19 protein-coding genes are annotated in these 21,352 nt (G+C 44.4%); 1 reads left to right on the top strand and 18 read right to left on the bottom strand.

Going from position 1 to position 21,352, the window contains the following annotated elements:
• The first annotated feature begins 198 nt into the window (after nt 1–198).
• Nucleotides 199–1,119: a helix-turn-helix domain-containing protein gene (locus ACTNEW_RS07330; protein ID WP_441059527.1), complete on the top strand. Its 921-nt coding sequence runs from the start codon at nt 199–201 to the stop codon at nt 1,117–1,119.
• Between the two features lie 33 nt (nt 1,120–1,152).
• Here ACTNEW_RS07330 and ACTNEW_RS07325 read toward each other — a convergent pair whose 3' ends face one another.
• From ACTNEW_RS07325 to ACTNEW_RS07240, 18 genes are all read right to left on the bottom strand, one after another.
• On the bottom strand, nt 1,153–1,755 hold the full coding sequence (locus tag ACTNEW_RS07325) for an N-acetyltransferase family protein (protein ID WP_441059525.1): 603 nt from the start codon (nt 1,753–1,755) through the stop codon (nt 1,153–1,155).
• A gap of 193 nt (nt 1,756–1,948) precedes the next feature.
• Nucleotides 1,949–4,351 (bottom strand): leucine--tRNA ligase, encoded by a 2,403-nt coding sequence (gene leuS, locus ACTNEW_RS07320; RefSeq protein ID WP_441059523.1) that lies wholly within the window; start codon nt 4,349–4,351, stop codon nt 1,949–1,951.
• A 153-nt stretch (nt 4,352–4,504) separates the two neighbouring features.
• Complete coding sequence (locus ACTNEW_RS07315; protein ID WP_441059521.1) at nt 4,505–5,809, bottom strand: MATE family efflux transporter; 1,305 nt, start codon at nt 5,807–5,809, stop codon at nt 4,505–4,507.
• 115 nt (nt 5,810–5,924) lie between these two features.
• A complete protein-coding gene (locus ACTNEW_RS07310; protein ID WP_441059519.1) occupies nt 5,925–6,479 on the bottom strand; it encodes a methylated-DNA--[protein]-cysteine S-methyltransferase in 555 nt (184 codons plus the stop codon).
• Nucleotide 6,480: 1 nt separating this feature from the next.
• Nucleotides 6,481–6,681, bottom strand: a complete 201-nt coding sequence (locus ACTNEW_RS07305; protein WP_441059517.1) for a DUF1016 N-terminal domain-containing protein — start codon at nt 6,679–6,681, stop codon at nt 6,481–6,483.
• 80 nt (nt 6,682–6,761) lie between these two features.
• Nucleotides 6,762–7,928 carry a 23S rRNA (uracil(1939)-C(5))-methyltransferase RlmD gene (gene rlmD / locus ACTNEW_RS07300; RefSeq protein ID WP_441059515.1) on the bottom strand — a complete coding sequence of 389 codons (1,167 nt, stop codon included), beginning with the start codon at nt 7,926–7,928 and terminating at the stop codon, nt 6,762–6,764.
• Between the two features lie 61 nt (nt 7,929–7,989).
• Nucleotides 7,990–9,039 carry a 16S rRNA (cytosine(1402)-N(4))-methyltransferase RsmH gene (gene rsmH / locus ACTNEW_RS07295; RefSeq protein WP_441059513.1) on the bottom strand — a complete coding sequence of 350 codons (1,050 nt, stop codon included), beginning with the start codon at nt 9,037–9,039 and terminating at the stop codon, nt 7,990–7,992.
• Nucleotides 9,040–9,151: 112 nt separating this feature from the next.
• The gene (locus tag ACTNEW_RS07290; RefSeq protein ID WP_441059511.1) at nt 9,152–9,388 is read right to left on the bottom strand and encodes a DUF3343 domain-containing protein; all 237 of its coding nucleotides are present in this window, start codon (nt 9,386–9,388) and stop codon (nt 9,152–9,154) included.
• Between the two features lie 9 nt (nt 9,389–9,397).
• Entirely contained in the window at nt 9,398–10,267 is an 870-nt protein-coding gene (locus ACTNEW_RS07285) for a DegV family protein (RefSeq protein WP_441059509.1), read from the bottom strand.
• 165 nt (nt 10,268–10,432) lie between these two features.
• The gene (locus ACTNEW_RS07280) at nt 10,433–11,617 is read right to left on the bottom strand and encodes a S41 family peptidase (RefSeq protein ID WP_441059507.1); all 1,185 of its coding nucleotides are present in this window, start codon (nt 11,615–11,617) and stop codon (nt 10,433–10,435) included.
• 120 nt (nt 11,618–11,737) lie between these two features.
• Nucleotides 11,738–12,643, bottom strand: a complete 906-nt coding sequence (gene ftsX / locus ACTNEW_RS07275; RefSeq protein ID WP_441059505.1) for a permease-like cell division protein FtsX — start codon at nt 12,641–12,643, stop codon at nt 11,738–11,740.
• Nucleotides 12,633–13,316 carry a cell division ATP-binding protein FtsE gene (ftsE, locus tag ACTNEW_RS07270; protein WP_441059503.1) on the bottom strand — a complete coding sequence of 228 codons (684 nt, stop codon included), beginning with the start codon at nt 13,314–13,316 and terminating at the stop codon, nt 12,633–12,635. Before ftsE ends, ftsX begins: the two co-directional genes overlap by 11 nt.
• A 355-nt stretch (nt 13,317–13,671) precedes the next feature.
• Nucleotides 13,672–14,760 carry a PucR family transcriptional regulator gene (locus ACTNEW_RS07265; RefSeq protein WP_441059501.1) on the bottom strand — a complete coding sequence of 363 codons (1,089 nt, stop codon included), beginning with the start codon at nt 14,758–14,760 and terminating at the stop codon, nt 13,672–13,674.
• Between the two features lie 230 nt (nt 14,761–14,990).
• Complete coding sequence (locus ACTNEW_RS07260; RefSeq protein ID WP_441059499.1) at nt 14,991–15,860, bottom strand: YitT family protein; 870 nt, start codon at nt 15,858–15,860, stop codon at nt 14,991–14,993.
• A 182-nt stretch (nt 15,861–16,042) separates the two neighbouring features.
• Nucleotides 16,043–16,414 (bottom strand): PqqD family protein, encoded by a 372-nt coding sequence (locus ACTNEW_RS07255; protein ID WP_441059497.1) that lies wholly within the window; start codon nt 16,412–16,414, stop codon nt 16,043–16,045.
• On the bottom strand, nt 16,414–18,315 hold the full coding sequence (locus ACTNEW_RS07250) for an OPT family oligopeptide transporter (protein ID WP_441059495.1): 1,902 nt from the start codon (nt 18,313–18,315) through the stop codon (nt 16,414–16,416). The genes ACTNEW_RS07255 and ACTNEW_RS07250 overlap by 1 nt, the downstream gene beginning before the upstream one ends.
• 215 nt (nt 18,316–18,530) lie before the next feature.
• Nucleotides 18,531–20,324 (bottom strand): cobaltochelatase CobT-related protein, encoded by a 1,794-nt coding sequence (locus ACTNEW_RS07245; RefSeq protein ID WP_441059493.1) that lies wholly within the window; start codon nt 20,322–20,324, stop codon nt 18,531–18,533.
• Complete coding sequence (locus tag ACTNEW_RS07240; RefSeq protein ID WP_441059491.1) at nt 20,317–21,234, bottom strand: AAA family ATPase; 918 nt, start codon at nt 21,232–21,234, stop codon at nt 20,317–20,319. The genes ACTNEW_RS07245 and ACTNEW_RS07240 overlap by 8 nt, the downstream gene beginning before the upstream one ends.
• Between the last annotated feature and the right edge of the window lie 118 nt (nt 21,235–21,352).

The raw sequence follows: 21,352 nt of genomic DNA, 5'->3' as shown, positions 1-21,352 counted from the left end.
CTTGGTCAATATTGATATTTTTGTTTTTTTATTCTAAAATGTAAGAAAGAAATTTTGTCAGAATTGACCTGCGATATCAAATATACCCCAGAACGTGTTTGAAAGTCGCTTTCCTGCAAAGTGGAGCGTGCGGATATCGGTAATGAATTTTCAAACACGCTCTAACGATTCCATTCTACAAAAGGGAGGATTTTTTTCATGCCCGCATACACTTATGAAATGGTCCGTGAAAACAGCCGGATTCCTGCTCATTTTGATTATGTGCATTCTCCGGAGTGTACCATTCCCGCCCACTGGCATGAGTATATGGAAATTCTTATGATAATTTCCGGACATCTGACCGCTGTGATTCAGGCAAAAACCTACGAATTATCTTCCGGCGATATTCTAATCATCAATTCCAATGATATCCATATGACACAGACTTCCGCCAGTAAAACGGACTATATTCTTCTGCAGATTTCTGCAAAGTCCCTGCAGCAGTTTTTTCCCAATTTTGCCTCTCTGCATTTTGTCACCTGGATTCCTCGAAATGCCGCTTCCGCTTGCAGCGATGCTGCAGAGAGCCTTGCTTCTGTCAGTCCGCCTTCTGACAGCATCGCTTTGCATGACCGCACTGTGTCTGTCCATCTATCGCCTGCCTTCTACCTGCTGGAAATGCTGGACATTTATGAAAAAAAAGAAGACGGATATCCGCTGCTCTTTACAGCACGGCTTCATGACCTGTTATACTGCCTTTATAAGAATTATTCCTACTGGCTGACACCTGACAGCCAGAAAGCAGCTCATCGTGATATTCTTCGGATCATTCAGACTATGGACTGGGTGGGGGAACATTACCGGGAACCGCTGACACTGGATGATGCGGCAGGAAATCTCGGACTCAGCCGGGAATATTTCTGCAGAATTTTTAAAAAATATACCGGACAGACATTTCTGGAATACGTCAATGATATCCGGGTCATGCGCTTCCACGATGAACTCCTGTATTCCGATGATTCTATTACAAATCTGATGTCCAGTCACGGAATCAGCAACTATAAGATTTTCCTGCGGACCTTTAAAAAACTGTACGGTGAAACACCGCAGAAAATGAGAAAACAGCTTTCTGCGGATTAGAGCATGTTTGAAAATTCATTACCATAGCAATTATTACTGAATTCCGCAGATTTTTTTCACATCTGCCGGGAGTTTCCGAAATGGAATCACTTCCGGCTGATTTTCCTGATGACGACCGATGTGCTTCTCCATCCACACCATATTGTACCATCTATGGAACTTGTATCCGCACTGATAAAATTCTCCTACCAGACGATAGCCCAGATGTTCATGAAATCTGACGCTGTCCCTGGTGAGATATTCATCTTCCGGATCCGGATAAGCGATACACGCATTCAAATTCAGAATATTCTGATGTGCAAGAACCTGTTCCAGTACATCATACAATTTTCTTCCGATTCCCAGACCTTTTCGATTTCTCTCCACATAAATGGAGGTTTCTACTGCCCAGTCGTAGGCTTTTCGGTCATGAAAGGGGCTGACATAGGCATATCCCACAATTTTCCTATCTATCTCTGCAGCCAGATAGGGATACCGCTCTCTGGTATGCCGGATCCGTTCTGCAAATTCTTCCACAGACGGTACTTCATATTCAAAGGTAATCGCTGTATTTTTTACATATGGCGCGTAAATCTCCAACAATGCCTCCGCATCTTTTTCTCCTGCCTCCCTTATGATTATCTCATGTTTTTCCATATTTTCTGTCCTTCTTTCATATACAATTCATCGCCTGCGACGGATTGCTTTCGCAATATATTTCCTCTCCGCCGCAGTGCAATCCTGCCCGGAGGGCTTTATTATATCATAGGAAAATGCAAAGCACTTTCCTATGATATAATAAACAAGAGAGACCGTATCATGAAACATGGCGGTCTCTCTTTCTGATCATTTATTTTGCAACAAAGTTAACAATTTTATTTGGTACGTAAATTTCTTTTACCAGATTCTTGCCTTCCAGGAAGGAAGCAATTCTTTCATCCGCTTTTGCAATGGCAAATGCTTCTTCTTTTTCACATCCTGTCGGGATCACAATGGTTCCTCTGACTTTTCCATTAACCTGAACACCAATTTCTGTTGTCTTGGCAACAGTCTTGGATTCATCAAATTCCGGCCATGGAGAAACAGTAACAAAACCTTCTCCGCCAAGGCTCTCCCAGATTTCCTCACAAAGATGAGGAGCAAACGGGCTGAGCAGCTTGATAAAGATAATCAGATCCTCTTTTGTCAGATGTCCTTCTGCAGTAATGTCATTGATCAATGTCATCAGACTGGCAATCGCTGTATTGAATTTCAGACCTTCAATATCGGAAGAAACCTTCTTGATGGTACGATGAATCTTCATTTCCAGTTCGGAAGATACAGGAGCATCCGATACAATATCAGTCAGTCCTGCAACACGGTCAAGGAATTTCTTACAACCTTTTACAGAACTGTCATTCCATGGTGTAGCTGCACCATAATCACCCATGAACAATACATAGGTACGAAGTGTATCAGCACCATATTCTTCCACGATATCCAGCGGATCTACTACATTTCCCTTGGATTTGCTCATCTTGTCTCCATCCGGTCCGAGAATCAGTCCCTGAATGGAACGTTTTGCGTAAGGTTCCGGAGTATTCACGATTCCAAGATCATACAGGAAATGATGCCAGAATCTGGAGTAGATCATATGTCTGGTAACATGCTCCATACCGCCGTTATACCAGTCAACAGGCATCCAGTATTTCATCTTGTCCATATCTGCAATGGCATTTTCGTTGTGAGGATCGATATATCTCAGGAAATACCAGGAAGATCCTGCCCACTGAGGCATGGTATCTGTCTCACGTTTCGCTGCTGCACCGCATTTCGGACAGGTGCAGTTTACAAAGGAATCAATCTTCGCCAGAGGAGACTGTCCATCTTCACCAGGTTCAAAATCTTTTACATCCGGCAGACGCAGCGGAAGTTCTTCATAAGGAACTGCCACAACACCGCAGTTCGGACAATGAACAAGCGGAATCGGCTCACCCCAGTATCTCTGACGGTTGAATGCCCAGTCTTTCATCTTATACTGAACGCCGGCTTCACCGATGCCCCGTTTCTCCAGTTCTTCCAGCATGCGCTCGATGGAATCGTGTTTGTTGGTATATCCGTTCAGGAATCCGGAGTTCACCATCTCGCCGTCACCTGTGTAGGCTTCTTTGGCGATATCGCCGCCTTTGATTACTTCAATGATATCAATGCCGAATTTCTTTGCAAAATCATAGTCACGCTGGTCATGTGCCGGAACTGCCATGATTGCGCCGGTACCATAGCCCATCATTACATAGTCTGCAATATAGATCGGAATCTTCTTGCCGTTCACAGGATTGACTGCTTCCAGTCCCTGGATCTGAACACCGGTCTTATCTTTTACAAGCTGTGTTCTTTCGAACTCTGTCTTCTTCGCACATTCGGTACGGTATGCAGTGATTGCATCCATATTGGAAATTCTGTCTGCATATTTGTCAATGATCGGATGTTCCGGTGCGATTACCATAAAGGTCACACCAAAGAGGGTATCCGGTCTGGTGGTATAAATTCTTAATTTCTCGTCAATTCCGTCAATGGTGAAGTTTACAAACGCACCTTTGGATTTGCCGATCCAGTTGATCTGCTGCTGTTTTACATTTTCCGGATAATCCACATCATTCAGACCTTCCAGAAGCTTGTCCGCATACTGAGTAATTCTCAGATACCATACATCTTTGGATTTCTGAACGACATCGCTGTGGCAGATATCACACTTACCGCCCTGGCTGTCCTCATTGGAAAGTACAACTTTGCAGTGCGGGCAGTAGTTTACCAGAGTTCTGTCTCTGAACACCAGACCGTTTTCGAACATTTTCAGGAAAATCCACTGGGTCCATTTGTAATAATCTTCATCTGTTGTATCGATCACGCGGCTCCAGTCAAAAGAAAAGCCGACTCTTTTCAGCTGGTTGGAAAATTTCTTGATATTCTCATCAGTAATAATGCGCGGATGTGTTCCGGTCTTCACTGCATAGTTCTCCGTAGGCAGACCAAATGCATCAAATCCAATCGGGAAAAGTACATTATAACCTTCCATACGGCGTTTTCTGGAAATTACCTCAAGGCTGGAGTATGCTTTGATATGTCCTACATGCATACCTGCACCGCTTGGATATGGGAATTCCACAAGGCCATAGAATTTCGGCTTGTCGCTGTTATCTTTGGCTTCGAAGATTTTACTCTCTTCCCATTTCGCCTGCCACTTGGGCTCGATTTTTTTAAACTCGTATCTCATTTCTGTGATTCCTCCACAAAATTAATTTGATGGTTTCTGTTCAGTATCTTTATCGATATCACCTGCCGAACAGCTGAAATTGCTTTCATTTCAGGTTTCCATATTTAAACAGCAGTCTCTGAAAATTTATTTTAATTCAACGGAACCTGTTTGTCAATGTTTCTCTTTCCGGTTCATCACTAAGATCACAGCAAAGGTGATCACTTCTGCCGCGAGAAAAGACAGCCATACACCGTTCATTCCCCAGATTTTTGCCATAATCACTGCACAGATCACAATCGCCACAACGCCTCTGGAAATCGATGCGGCAAATGCCTGTGTAATTCTGCCTGTTGCGGAAAAATATCCGGCAAGCAGAATATTGATTCCGGCAAGTGCATATCCAAGAAAATACAGCCGCATTCCATCATGGGCATATTGGAGAAGCAGTGCATTGCCCTCGCTGTTAAAAATCCCGATCAGAAGATCCGTAAATCCCCACGTTCCACCTATGATCACTGCCTGTGCCAGAATCGTTACAAAAATACCGGATTTCAAAAGTGTTTTTACGGACCTGGTGTTTCCACTTCCATAATAATTACTGATCAGCGGCTGTGTTCCCTGGGAAATGCCGTTAAAGATCGACATCGCCACCAGCGAAATATTTGCAATGACGCCATATGCGGCAATTCCCGTATTTCCGGCAATTCCGAGAATCAGCATATTAAACACAGCAGTGGTGACTGCAGAGCTGATTTCTCCCACAAACGATGGAACACCAAACTGACAGCAGGCTGCCAGATGACGGATGGACGGAACTCTCCATTGAAATCCCACACTGCAGTTTTTTCCAAAATAATGAATACAGCATACCATCATGGTAACAACCGGAGACAGTGCAGTTGCCAGAGCAGCACCGGCAAGTCCCATCCCGCACGGGAACATAAAAAGATAGTCAAACAGAATATTAAATGAACTTCCGCAAAGGGAAGCAATCATCACCAGTGTCGGCGCATGGTCATTTCTGGCAAAGGCAGTAAATGTATAATTGATCATAAAAAACGGCGACACTCCTAGAAAAATCCGGAAATAGCTCACTCCCAGACGGATAATCGTCTCATCCGCCCCCATCAACTTCATGACCTGTTCCGGAACAAATATCCCGAGAAGGATAAACGGAATGCTGATGATCGCACACCACAAAACAGAACTGGTAAAATAATGATCAATATTCTTTTCTCCCTGTGCTTTTCTGATCGCATATCGCGTTGCAGAACCGATTCCGATCATGGCGCCTATGGCAAAAATCAGCCCGTAAACCGGCAGGGCAAGATTCAATACAGCCAGTCCATCCGCTCCGGAATGTCTGGCTATAAAAAAAGTATCCGCCAGTATGTAAATCGAAATTCCGATCATTCCGGCAATACTCTGTGATACATATTTTGCAAACTGCTGCAGCAGTCTGTTTTCTGTGTTCATTCGAAGTATTTTCCTCCTTCTTCTGTTTTTACAGTAATTCATAAACAATTACTTTAATTATAAAGAAATATGGCTTTTGACACCAATATCATTCTATTTGTTTACGTAATTTTCTTTATAGATTTATCTGCTTTTTATTCACCTGTTCTGAGGGAATTGAAAATTTACTCATGTCATGTCCTTCAAGCGCCAGCAATGCAATTTTATTCTGCATCCCTCCGCCATATCCGATGAGACTTCCGTTCGTACCTACCACTCTGTGACATGGAACAATAATACAGATTGGATTCCAGCCCACGGCACCTCCAACCGCCTGAGCGGACATTCGTTTCAGGCCGCGATGTTCTGCAATCTTTCCGGCAATCTCTCCATACGTTACCGTTTTACCAAACGGAATCTCATTCATGATCCCGATTACTTCTTCCCGGAATGCGGTCAGATTCTTTATTCTGTATTTCGGCGTAAAATCCGGATTTTTTCCGCTGAAATACTGATCCAGCCATCTTGTGGTCTCCTGAAAAACCGGAAGTTCTTTTTCCTCACCATTTATCACATGTTTTGCGGTATATCCGGAGTCCTCAAACCATAACCCGGTCAGATACTCCCCGTCACTATTCATCAACATATCCGAAAACCCGTCGGGGGTTTGATATTTCCACTGATAGATCATTTCATACTCCTCTGCTGATTTTAAACTGACAATCTATCTGACGTTCAAGTTGTCTGGTACTCCATTGGGATTTTACAGCTTCCTGCATATAAAATTCTCGTGCATTTTCATTCTTCACTCGCATCAAAAGCCGATAATGCGTCCAACTTAATTCGCTACGCAATGCGTAGCCATTTGGAAACGTCAAATAAAACTGCCGCATTTCTTTGGGCTTGTAGCTTTCCGCTCTTTGAGTAATATCATCAAGCGGAACTTTTCCCTCACCTTCGGCAAACTCAACTTTTACATTGATATGTCCGTCTGGCTTTTTTGGGAAAGTAAGACAACCGTCTCCACGTGTTCCGTAAAAGCAAATAATTCCGTCGGCTGTATTTTTTTCACTTCATACCCATGCTTCACAAGATACTTCAGGTCCCGCGCAAGTGATTCCGGTCCACAGGAAATGTATATAATTTTATCTGGAGCCAAGCGAACCAGAGAAGACAGGAATTTCTCATCGCTGCCTGCGCGCGGAGGATCCATAAAGACGACATCTGCATGCTGATCATTGTCTGCCATGGCAACCATGAATTCGCCGGCATCGCCCTGGCGGAATTCTGCATTTTGAATCCGGTTCTCCTTTGCATTGATACGGGCATCGCGGACAGCATCCTTATTCAGTTCCACACCGATGACCTTTTTGGCATGGCGGGCAGCAATCAGGCTGATCGTACCGATTCCGCAATACGCATCGATCACTGTTTCTTTGCCGGTAAGGCCTGCATACCGGATAGCTGTATCATAAAGAATCTCTGTCTGCACCGGATTCACCTGATAAAACGACTTGGGCGAAATACGGAATGTACAGCCGCACAGACGGTCACGGATAAAACCGGGTCCGTAAATTGCTTTTTCCCGTTCTCCAAGAACCATGCTGGTTCTCTTGTCATTGATATTCAGGATGACCGTCGTGATTTCCGGATGAACCTGCCGGAGTGCTTTGACAAAGTTATTCTTGGAAGGAAGAATCGGAGAGCCAAGGACCAGAATCACCATGATCTCTCCTGTCTGAAAACCGCGCCGCACCATGACATGACGCAGCAGGCCATAACCGGTATCCTCATCATAAGTTTTTATTTTGAAGGATTTCAGCATTCCACGGATCGTCCGGATAATTTCCTGACATTTCTCGTCTTCGATCAGGCAGTCTTCCACAGGAATGATATGATGTGTGCTGGCTTCATAGGTGCCGGAAATAATATTTCCTTTCCTGTCCCTTCCAAATGCACTGTGCACTTTGTTTCTGTAGTGATAGGGATTTTCCATTCCGATGATCGGGCTGACCTTACAGAATTTACCCAGAAGCTTTTCTTCCATTTTCTGTTTTTTCTTTAACTGTTCTTCATAGGGAACGCCCTGATACTGACATCCCCCGCATTTTTTTGCTGATCTGCAAATGATATTTTCCATTATTTTCCTTTCTCTGATTCAAGTAAATTTGAGACAGATTCCAAACACGATCCGATAACTATCACGCACGTACCGCCCAGCGCATTTTCGTGGATTTTGCCCGGCTGTTGCGGATGCATTCTTCCTTTGACGGCCGAATGACATCCTGCGCGATCTCACTGTAAATTCCTGCTTTATACAACTGTTTAAACGACTTTTTCACAAGTCTGTCCTCTCCTGAATGGAAGGTGAGAATTGCCACACGACCGCCCGGTGCCAGTACATCCGGAAGCTTATCCAGAAATTCATACAGCACTTCAAATTCGCTGTTCACATCAATCCTCAATGCCTGAAAGGTTCTCTGACAGGACTTTTTGACTGCTTCTTTCCGGTCTGCTGCAGGCAGAAACTCCAGAGCTTTTTCAATTACATTTTTCAAATCTGTGGTAGTTACGATTTCCCGCCCACTTCTCTGGTAAGCCTGAACTGCTGATGCGATTTCCTGTGCATAAGGCTCATCGGAGTTTTCCACAAGCATGCCAATCAGTTCTTCTTTATCCACTTCTTTCAGGCGTTCAGCCGCACTTACTCCCTTTTCCGGATTCATGCGAAGATCCAGCGGTCCCTCGACTTTGTAAGAAAACCCACGGTCCGGATTGTCAATCTGCATGGAGGAAACACCAAGATCCGCCAGGATAAAATCAAACTTTCCGGCTTTTTCGGCAACCTGATCTATGTTGGCAAAATTCAGGAGCTGGATCGTCAGGATTTCTTCTCCATATCCCAGCTTCTGCAGTCTTTCTCTGGTTTTGGCAGATTCAATCGGATCCACATCCAGAGCATAAAGATGCCCTCTAAAATCCAGGCATTTCAGCATTTCCTGCGTATGGCCTCCATATCCAAGAGTTGCATCCAGGCCAGTCTGCCCCGGCTGAATCTGAAGAAAATCCAGTATTTCTTTTACCATGATCGAAATATGCATTCCTGCAGGCGTACCACCCTTTTGAATGACTTTCTGAATCGTATCCGCATACTTCTCCGGATCATGTTCTTTATATTTTTCCTTATAGCTCTTCGGATGTGTTCCGGAATACCGTACACGGCGTTTGTGAGGTTTTTCCTGATTTTCCATAATCTTATCTCCTGTATTCGTATTATAAAGATTCCCGACAGCCGCCTTCCCATCTGTGATTACAGCACCTGTCAGTAATATTTGAAAAAGGATGATGGGAAAAGCCATCATCCTATAGCATCAATTCTATCGAATTCTCATATTCCACATACAGTTCCCGGATTTTCTCCTCATATAGGGGAAAATCCTCCGCATCGATCCTCCAGGCAAGTCCGCAGGATGCGGAAATCTCCCTCGGAACCGGAATCATTCTCCCCGGAATCCCGTTCTGTCTGCATGCCTTTTCCATTGTCATGGCATCGGTGGTTGTACGAAACGTAAGAATCCTGTATTTCTTTTTTTCTCTCATAACCGGCAGTTACTTCGTATCTCCAAGGAAAAACAGAGCCAGTGTTCCCGGTCCGGAATGGGCACCGATGGTAGCGCCGACAGGATTGATGATCACTGTATTGATCTGATATTTCTCTTTGATCTTTGCTTCCAGGAAATGAGCCTCATCTTCACAGTCTCCATGACTGATAAAAATGGTATCACAACTGTCCTTATAACTTCCAATCCTTTCATCCATCAGTCTGGCAAGTTCCAGAATGGATTTCTTTCGGCCTCTGATTTTGCCCACAGGAATCAGTTTTCCTTCTTCATCCACATGCATGACAGGCTTGATATTCAGCATACTGCCCACAAATGCAGTTGTTCTGGAAACTCTTCCGCCTCTGTAAAGATGATTCAGATCATCTACCGTAAACAGATGAACGATATTATTTTTATGTTCTTCCACCCATGCGGCAACCGTTTCCATGTCTTCTCCGGCTTCTTTTTTCTTCTGTGCATAATGAATCAGAAGTCCCTGACCAAGAGAAGCCGCCAGAGAATCAATCACCATAATTTTACGGTCCGGATATTCTTCTGCCAGTTCCTCTGCAGCGATTCTGGTACTGTTATATGTTCCACTCAGACCGGAAGAAAAAGCAATGTGCAGAATATCCAGTCCCTGTTTCAGATATGGCTCCATCATAAGTCTGGCATTCTCCGGATTTACCTGAGCAGTCGTAGGAAGCGCTCCATTTCTCATACTGTCATAAAATTCATGCACCGGAAGGAAATTATCATGTGTATAATTCACACCGTTCATGGAATAGCTCAGATAAGTGCAGCCAATCCCATGCTCACTATAGTAAGATTCCGGAAGATCGGAATTATTATCTGTTGTAATAATATAATTTCTCATACTTCTACCCCCACTGAGTTGATAAAAAATAAGATGAACCTCATCTGTTCAGCAAAAATATTATGCTGATTCGTTATCATCATAACATTTCTCACAGCTGACTGCAAGTCACTTTTCCCGATCTCTGTCTCACAAACAGCCAATCCTGTCATACGACTCTTTGGTTTACTGGTTCAGTACCTTCAACGCCTCCTGCAGCTGGTTATCTTCTTCATGGGAAATCTCATCTCTGTTCAGCAGGTCTGTATCCAGCTTCACTTCCACATCCGGCGTAATTCCTACTTTGTTAATGTTATTTCCATTGGGAGTATAGTAATTAGATGTGGTCAGTTTTACTGCACTTCCATCACTCAATTTGCGTATGGTCTGTACCACACCCTTGCCATATGTAACCGTCCCGACAATGGCTCCGATTCCATAATCCTGCACAGCTCCCGCAAAAATTTCCGATGCACTGGCACTGGACTCATTCACCAGTACCGCAAGGGGCAGATCCAGTGTTTTTTCTCCGGAAGAGCGCTCTTCCTCGCGATTTCCGTATTTGTCTTCCGTATACACGATCAGACCCTCCGGAAGAATCTCGTTCAGTATTTCACATACGCAATCCAAAAGTCCGCCCGGATTATTTCTGAGGTCAACAACCATCTTCTCCATTCCCTGGTCTGTCAAATCAGCAAATGCCGACATATACTGATCATAGGTGACCCCTGTAAATTCTGAAATACGGATATATCCCACATGATCCTCCAGCATTTCATGGAATACGCTCGGGAGGACTACATCCGTTACCTCTACGGTAAGATCCATGGCATCCGGTACATCCTCTCTGTGAATAGTCAGGACAACACTGTCTTTTCCGCAGTTTTTGACCATATCTGCCACGTCATCCAGTTCCATATCTGTAATATCGGTTCCGTCCACTGCACTGATCACGTCCCCCTCTTCCAGACCTGCTGTTTCCGCCGGACTGCCTTCATAACACTTTGCAACAGCAACTCCGCCTTCCGGGTTTTCCTGCATGAGAATACCGATTCCCACATACGCCCCCTCTGTAGACGCATTTTCCTTCTCATATTCTTCTGCAGTATAGTATCTGGAATAAGCATCTCCAAGTCCATAGAGCAATCCTGCATAAATACCTTCTGCAAGCTGTTCCTCATCTTTTTCATCCAGATAGTATTCATCAATCAGGCTTTCCAGATATTCTATTTTCTGTGTATGTGCAGGATCTGACAAAACACCTGTCTTTTCAGGAACTGCACGCATATATCCAAGATATCCTCCGCAAGCAATAACAGCTGCTCCCAGAACACCTGTCACTACCCCTTTCCAGTATTCACTGTCTTTCATGTCTCTTCCCTTCCCGAAAAAAACGACCGCCGGAACCCCGGCAGCCGTTTTCCCGTTATCAGACCGGATAAAACCCCATGTATGGACCATAACTGTCAAATGATCCGTACCAGTCCTCACTCAAACTTTCAAATGCTTCTTGGTTGTCCAGAAACTGCCGATTAATCCGATTCCAATCCCTAATCCGACTCCGATCGGAAGCAGTGTCTGATAAATCTGTCCTACCGGAATAAAATCCACCACTCCGGTAAGTACATTAAATTTTGATAAAATATACTGAACTGCACTGTTATACATAAAATACAGAGCAACAAGCGGAATGGACGCACCGATCACTCCAAGGACAATTCCCTCAAGAACAAATGGAGAGCGGACAAATCCATCTGTTGCACCGATCAGCTTCATAATTCCGATTTCTTCCTTTCGTACGGAAATTCCCACAGAAACGGTATTACTGATCAGGAAAATGGAAATCAGCAAAAGTACTGCAATAATCGCAATGGATGCATAAGATACCAGCTTGTTAAAAGATCCCAGTGTCTTGGCAGCCTGTTCAGACTGATTGATTTCCCGCACATGATCCAACCCCTGAATATACGCCACCAGTTCATTCTGCTTCTCAATCTGATTCATGTATACATGATAGTTGGCTGAATTCACAAGCGGATTGTCATCCTTAAATCCCTCCGCTGCTTCAGAGCCCTGAAAATACTGTTCTTTAAAATTCTCCCACGCTTCCTCTGCAGATTCAAATTCAATCTTGGCTACTTCAGGACGTGCCGCAATCAGTGCCCCCACAGCTTCCATCTCTTCCTGTGTAGTGCCTTCGTCAAAAAATACCGTAATCGGTACTTCCTGCTCTACCTTTCTTGCAATATTATTCACATTATTGACAATCGAATAAAAAATTCCCACCAGAAAAATGCAGGCTGCCATCGTGATAATCGATGCGATCGAAAACATCAGATTTCGTTTTATGTTTTTGATTCCCTGCTTCAGGGTAAACCAGATCGTACTAGGCCTCATGATATCCTCCCTCTTTCTCGTCGCTGATGATCACACCTTCATGCATGGTAACTACACGCTTTTTCATCGAATTTACAATTTCTTTGTTATGAGTAACTACCAGCACGGTGGTTCCGCGTTCATTGATTTCTTCCAGAAGTTTCATGATTTCTTCCGAAGTTCTGGGATCCAGATTTCCGGTAGGCTCATCCGCCAGAAGAATATCCGGCCGGTTCACAAGGGCACGGGCAAGAGCCACTCTCTGCTGCTCACCTCCGGAAAGCTCATCCGGATAGGATTTATATTTATCCGCAAGCCCTACTTCCTGCAGAATCTCCGGCACACGTTTCTTGATCACACGTGTGGGACGTCCGATCACACGCTGGGCAAATGCCACATTTTCATAAACATTCCTGTCTTTCAAAAGACGGAAATCCTGAAATACGACTCCCAGTTTTCTACGGTATTTGGCAATACGCCTGTGTTTCATTCCTTCCAGACGCTCCCCGCTCACCATGATCTTCCCTGATGTAGAATCCAGTTCTTTCATCAGAAGCTTGATCAGTGTGGATTTGCCGGAACCGCTGCTTCCTACCACGAACACGAATTCTCCCTTATCTACATGGAGATTTGCATGATTCACAGCCGGAAGGCCCTTGCCATAAGACTTGCTTACATCAACCAAATCTATCATAATATCCTCCTCATCGTCTATCGCACTTTTGTATCACAGGAACATGCGGATCACATTCCCGCTATAAGAAAAAATCCTGCCAGAAACTCCGGCAGCACTTTTGCTTCCATTCCGGCAGAATACCATTCATTTTTTCGTAACATTGTTGTAACATATTTCCTGTCGGATTGCAAGTATTTTTTGTAACTTCACATAAAGTTCATACACCATCATAACCATAAGCAAAAATTTGTCTGCCACCAGAACAGTGACAGACAAATCAAAAATCCAGAATTGTTTTTCTCAAATATCTTTATCCGCATAATGTCAAACTGTCCGCCTGCAACATACAGGGATTCCATACTTCATCCGCGAATCAATATTCCAGCGTTTCCATATACTTCATGTACCGTACGACCATCAGTGCGATCTTAAAGGTAATCGCATCCTCAAATACACGCAAATCCAGTCCTGTGCTCTTCTGCAGCTTATCCAGGCGATATACCAGCGTGTTTCTGTGGATATAAAGCTGTCTGGATGTTTCAGAAACATTCAGACTGTTCTCAAAGAATTTGTCAATGGTAACCAGTGTTTCCTCATCAAAATCATCCGGTGACTTATTTCCGAAAATCTCCTTGATAAACATTTTGCACAGCGGAATCGGGAGCTGATAAATCAGACGTCCGATTCCCAGAGAACTGTATGCAATCACGTCTTTCTCACCAAAGAAAATCTTACCCACATCCAGAGCCATTCTTGCTTCTTTATAGGAACGGGAAACTTCCTTCAGCTCACTCACAATCGTACCGTAGGCAATATGCGTTTCTCCATCCTTATTTAATCCCAGAGTATCCAGAATCGTATTGGCAAGCTTATCCATCTCCGGATAACCCTCATTGTCTTCCAGTTCCTTAACGATAATAACGCTTCTCTCATCAACTGCTGTAATAAAATCCTTGCTCTTGCCGCTGAAAAGGCTCTTCACATTCTCAATATAACTGTGATCCTTTTCCTGCTGCATTTCCAGGATCATAACCACGCGGCGTACATCCGCATCAATATGAAGTTTCTTCGCACGGTTATAAATATCCACAAGAAGCAGGTTATCAAGAAGCAGGTTCTTTATAAAACTGTCCTTGTCAAAACGTTCTTTATAAGCCACGATCAGATTCTGAATCTGAAATGCAGCCAGTTTTCCTACCATATAAGTATCTTCATCGTCTCCATGAGCCACAAGGATATATTCCAGCTGATAGTCATCACAAACCTTGAAATACTGAAATCCCTTCACCAACTGACTATCCGCCTGTGACTCTACAAATGCCTGCACGTCCCCCTGCTGAATTGAAAAATCTGAAAAGGTGGAGGCCAGTACCTTGCCCTCTGTATCCACAATGCAAAATTCTGTTCTGGATATTTCTTTTAACCCTTCCAGTGTATTCTGAAGTACCTGATTTGATATCATCTGCTTCCATCCCTTCTCACATATAGTGTGCGATCGTAACTGTTCATTCAGAAAAATCCAGAAAAATTTGAACAGATACCTGTGATTATCATATGTTTTTTCCACATTTCACTCGCGTCTAGGGTTATTTTAATACAAAATGCCCAAAAATGAAAGAGGAAACTTGAATTTTTTTACAAATATTTGTGTATTTTGTTACTGTGCACTTCCTTCACAGTATCTGCATTCTTTTATGTTCTTTCAATAAATCCCTCACCATGCACTTCCCTGGCATCCGAAACAATCACAAAAGCATGCGGATCGATCTCATCCACTTTTTCTTTCAGCTGTACAATTTCTCTCTTGCTGACCACACAAAACAGCATCAGCTTATCTTCTCCTGAATACATTCCCCTGGCGGATATACCGGTGACTCCTCTGTCCATATCGTTCATGATCATGTGTGAGATTTCATCCGGTCTGGAAGTGATGATATATGCCGCTTTTGAAAATTTCAGACCTTCAATGATACCATCTGAAATTTTTGTCACCAGAACAACTGCAATGATTGCATACAAAGCCCGCTGGACCCCGAATACATACATACCGATCACTACCACAATTCCATCAATAACCTGCATAATCTGCGCAATGGAATATTGCCGCAGATATTTCTGAATGATTGCTGCCATCATATCCGTACCTCCGGTCGTTCCCTGTCCCAGAAATACAAGACCGATTCCCGCACCCTGTATGACACCTCCATAAACAGAGGCAAGCAGCAGATCCTCTCCGGAAAGATTCCATGTAGGAAGAACCGCCAGCCATACGGTAAGAGCTGTATTGCCGAGGACCGCTTTCTGAACAAACCCGAAGCCTTTTAGTTTGATACCGATCAGAAACAGCGGAATATTCAGGACCACATTGGTTACCCACAGAGGAATCCCGCCTTTTACGACTCCTTCCGTCCATTCCTTGACAACAATCGCCATACCGGAAAACCCTCCGGTTACAAGTCCTGCCGGATCAAAACAGGAATTAATGGCAAGTGCCATCAGCCCTGTTCCGATCATAATCAGCAGTGCTTCCACATACCATGGTTTCTTTCTGGTCAGCTTCATATCTCCTTCTCACCTCATCTTATCTTATATTACCGTTCACAGTATCACCGTTCACAGCCGCACGCTCCCCGTGAACAGCTATGATATGATTTCTTTTCTTACATCACAGCACCACGCTGAAGTATCTCATAACCCAAAAGAACGGGACGCCGCCGAAGCTGCTCCCGTTCTTATTGTTGCCGTTATCTACCTGGCATATTAAGAAATTTTACAAAATGATAACTCTCCATTATCTGGAAATATTTCACGATCCTCGGATATAACGGTTCAGCCTTCTCACCGAATTCCTCATGAACCAGTGCAGCAATATCCGTCACCGTCCGTTCTCCATCCATAAGCGGCCAGATAAAAGAGCCGTTCACATCCAGATGCACCTTGGTAAACCTGGGCTTCCCAAATACTTTTTGAGCAATGGCATGAAAAAGCCCACGGTTTTCTACTTCAAGAATGACCCGGTCTTTATAATCTCTGTGCCAGTGAATTTCCTCACTGTGGACGGGGATCAGATCCAGATAATTGATCTGTGATTCCTTTTGTTTCCTTTTTTTATTCATCAGGCTTTTTTCTTCTTCCATAAAGAGAATTTCAGAAGACTTAAGATCATAACGATCATCAGAACAACACCGCCGATGTTGCCCAGATTCAGTTTATCTGCAAGGCTCAGATCCAGTCCGAAAACAGCTACCAGAACTGCCATCAGAATACCAACCAGACCTTCTCCGGCAATCATACCTGCACAATAGAGTGTACCATCGGTAGCCTGCGCTTCTTTTGTCTTCTCATCAACATTCTTTCTTCTGTCCATAAACATACGGACAACTCCACCGATCATAATCGTTGCATTCAGATAGATCGGAAGGTAAAGACCAATCGCAAACGGCATTACCGGAACTCTCAGAATCTCCAGTCCAATGGCAAGGAATACACCTGCAAATACCAGAGTCCACGGAAGTTCACCGCCCATGATTCCCTCAACGATCATCTTCATCAAACCAGCCTGCGGTGCAGGAATTTCTGCAGTACCATAGCCCCATGCCGCATCCAGAAGATAAAGAACACCGCCAATGGCAAATGCGGAAGCAATGACACCGATCAGCTCACCTGTCTGCTGTTTCTTCGGAGTTGCCCCCAGAAGGAAGCCTGTCTTTAAGTCCTGAGAAGTATCACCGGCAATCGCTGCAATGATACAGATGACAGAACCAATGGCAATCGCACCTGTCATACCTGTAATTCCTGTATCTCCGGAAGCCTTGATCACAAAGGTAGCAATCAGAAGTGTTGCAATGGACATACCGGATACCGGGTTGTTGGAGCTTCCTACCAGACCTACCATACGGGAAGAAACTGTTGCAAAAAAGAAACCGAATACAACAATGATCAGAGCACCCAGGAAGTTTACCGGAATTGCAGGAACGACCCAGATTATAAAAATCATCGCCAAAATTCCCAGAAGAATGATATTCATCGGAAGATCCTGTGCGGTTCTTGCTGTGCTTGTATTCTTTCCGCCTTTCATGCTCTTCATAGAATCACGGAAAGTCGTTACAATCAGCGGCATGGATTTGATCAGGGAAATAATACCGCCTGTTGCAATAGCACCTGCACCGATATATTTTACATAGGTGCTCCAGATTGCTGCCGCACCGCCTGCCTCATACAGCTGTGCAACCGTTGTTCCGGCAGCTGCCGGATACAGGGAAATCTCCGATCCAAACAGACAGATCAGCGGAATAATCACCATCCAGCCAAACAGAGAACCCACAAACATATAGGATGATATCTGCGGTCCTACAATATATCCCACACCAAGGAGTGCCGGATATACTTCCATACCGATTTCACCCTTAAATGACTTGAACGCAGCTGCTACATCCGCAGGAATGATCTTAATTCCATCCACAAGAAATTTAAAAACAGCTGCCAGTCCCATACCGGAAAATACGGTGGATGCATTTGCACCGCCTTCTTCTCCTGCAAGAAGTACGTCTGCACAGGCAGTTCCTTCCGGATAAAGAAGTGTTGCATGTTCTTTTACGATTAATGCGTTGCGAAGGGGTACCATAAAAAGGACACCCAGAATACCGCCGCAAAGAGCGATCAGTGTTATTTCCACCAGGCTTGGCTTATCACATAAGCCTTCCTCTGCCCAGAGGAACAGTGCAGGCATGGTAAAAATGGCACCTGCTGCCAGAGATTCACCGGCAGAACCGATGGTCTGCACCATATTACTCTCCAGAATGGAGTTTTTCTTCATGATCACGCGGATCACACCCATGGAAATAACTGCCGCCGGAATCGAGGCAGATACAGTCATACCAACGCGGAGCCCAAGATATGCATTGGCCGCTCCGAATACTACGGCAAGAATGATACCCATCACAATCGATGTCACGGTAATCTCAGGAGTGATCCTGTCTGCCGGAATATACGGTTTGAACTCTTTCTTATCGTTCATTGATTTCCTCTCCCTTTTGTCTATTGACTTTTCCTTCTGCTGCTCACACGCACACAGCATTCAGAAGCCTTCTGCTATTATATCGGAACTCTGTAGTAATTGCAAGCTAATGTTTATGGAATATTTATGCATCTCAGTGCATATTTTATCCATTTTTTGTATGTTTTAACATAAGAACTCCTGAACAGCAGACATTTTTGTTTCGATTATTTTTTTCATCCATCCAGTTCCAGCTGTCTGGTCAGATATCTTCCTACAATTTTTGAAAAATTTGCAATATCACGGATATATGCAAAATCTTTGCCAAAAATCTTTTTTTCCGTTTCCAGATCTTTTTCTTCTCCTGCAAACACTCCCAGCACACTCACGCCAAGATTTCGCAGACGGCGCACTTCCGTCGCAGTATCCGTCACTGCATATTTTCCCTGATACGGATGCGGATTACGGGCATTTGGCCGGTTTACGACCACATCGTAAGGACGGCCGTCGCTTAAAACAATCAGTATTTTTTTCTCTTCTTCCCTCTGCAGCAGACCGTATCCCACTGTTTTGATGGCAAGTCCATCCCGGTTATTGGACGACGTCACATAATTAAAAATATTCTCATTTGCCTCTCTCGTATCGTCATATTCACGGAAACGGTGAAGAATCGTATAATCCCAGAATGTGCAGAAGCTCATCACCCTGTGCGGAAGTCCCACATTGCTCAGTGCTTCGCTGATGATATAAGCCTGCAGTGCCACATCTCCCTGACGGCTCATCTGAGACCCGCTGGCATCGATCATCACATCCACCACAAAATCAGAGGCATCTCCCTTTAGTTCCCGCTTAAAAATACTGGCCTCTCTGCTGCGCCCGATACGCCATAAGCGTGACGGCACAATCGTCCCCCTGTCCGAGATTACCTCATACGTCTCGCTTCGCAGGACCAGTGATTTCCGCAAAAGCTCTGTCAGAGCAGAGATATTGCGTTTTACAATTCTGTGTTTTTCATGATAGACCCAGATGTTTTTGTTCCGCAGTCTTTTTGCATACTCATACTGATAGTTCCTCCGGACCGGATCTTTCAGAATTCCTTCTGTAAAATACAGACTGCAGTCACTGTGGATGTCACGGCACATGAGATAATTCATCCGCTTTTCTTCCGCAGGAGACAGATAGGTTTTTCCATAATTAAGTTCCACATAGGTGTGTGCCTTCTCAAGCGCTTCCGGAGGAAGAACTGTGACTTTGTGCCTGGTTCTGCGTTTTTCTTCCATTTCCTCAGTTACCGCAGAATTCTCCAGACTGGTCATCCGGTTGGAAAGCTGTTCCACATAGCTTTCCAGTACATCCTCATACATTTCCTCGGAAAGATAATCTTCCCATCCATATTCCGTCAGTTCTTCCAGTGTGACCGACAGAACCTGCTCCAGACTTCCATGCTGTTTCTCAAAATCAGGATCCACTGCCGTATTGTATACCCTGTCGATCACCCGGATCAGATCCATGGTACTTTCTGCATTTCTCGCCTCATATACCATGTCACGGTAAGCATTCAGCCGATTTTCCACAGGGAAATTCCCGCCGCTTAGCCGGTCACGCAGTACAGCAACTTTAAGTCTTCCGACCATATCTGAAGCCGACGGCATTCTTTCAAATTCCTGATCCAGAATATCTTCAAACGTTTTCCTCTGAATTTCCCGCACGCCCGGGCGCTCCAGACAAAGCTTCTCACCAATGGCTTCTTCGATACAGAGCTGGGCAACTGCTGTGAGTTCTGTTTCCGATGCCTCCAGAAATACTTTCTTCACCAGATAAAGCCCAAGCTGATCTTTGTCATAAAATCGGGCGAGTGCCCCCTGCTTGATGCCGTCATAAAGCGCAATGGACTGCGAACGAAGAAACAGAGAAACGTCCGGTTTCATCTGAAGCTGATAGTCACCGCTTACCGTCCACAGAAGATTCCGTATCCTGTTCTCCAGCTCCAGACGGTAATCTTCAATCTCCATTTCTTCCTTATCACGCATAGACATCTTCCCTTGTCCAGTCAGAAGGAATTCTGGTACGTACCACATCCTCCACAATTTCCTTCTCAAATATATCAAAGGTCTTATTCACAACACCCATCTGTACAGCCTGCCATGGGGAAAGCCCGGTATGCACAATTTTCATGGCAGCCAGAAGGCCTCGAAGATCAAGAGCTTTTGTGGAAATTTCACTGTTTTTGGCCTTAAGCTGAAGATCCAGGAAAACACCAATGAACTGTTCGACTGCTTTTGCTTTTGCGTGAGGGAACATTTTGGAAAAGATAAACTGCAGCGTCTCCTCTGTCTGTGCCGGCATATCAATCACAAGAAATCTCGAAACCAGTGCTTCATTCAGTTCTTTGGTTCCCGCATATCCGTAATTCATGGTTCCGATAAATCTTGCCGCCGGATGCAGGTCAATTTTATCATATCCCGGCACATCAATTGAACGGCGGTAATCCAGAGTTGCATGCAGTACAGACACCGCATCATTTTTTGCCATATTGATCTCATCCAGAATACCGAATCCGCCGTACTCCGCACACCGGTAAATTGTTCCCTTGCGCAGCTGTACCTCGTTATTCACAAATGTATCCGTTCCGATCAGGTCACCGCTGTTAGTATTTACATGAAACGAAACATTATAGGATGGTCTGTGAAAAATATAGGCCAGATTCTCTGCCAGTATGTTTTTTCCTGTTGCCTTCGGTCCGGTCAGAAGCAGATTCTCACCCTGCATAAGCCCTGCAATTGCCATCTCCAGGATTTCTTTTCCATAAAACGGCATCGACGGTTTGACGATTCTGTCTGCTGCTTCCGCAGGCACTTCATATTTCTTCCGGAATTCTTCCACCTGCCTGATCAGTGCCGGTGAAACTCCCTGTTCCTCCAGAAACTGTAATTCTTTCATATATCCTCGGTTCCTTTCCTTTTATGATGATTTTATGATAATAAAAGAACAGGTGACTGTACCGCCATCACCTGTTCCAGTAAAACTTCTATTTTAATTATCGCAGATGTACCCTGAA

The sequence above is a fragment of the Blautia sp. HCP3S3_G3 genome (assembly GCF_052063365.1).
GTDB lineage: Bacteria > Bacillota > Clostridia > Lachnospirales > Lachnospiraceae > Blautia_A.
This window is presented reverse-complemented; position numbering and strand designations above follow the sequence as displayed.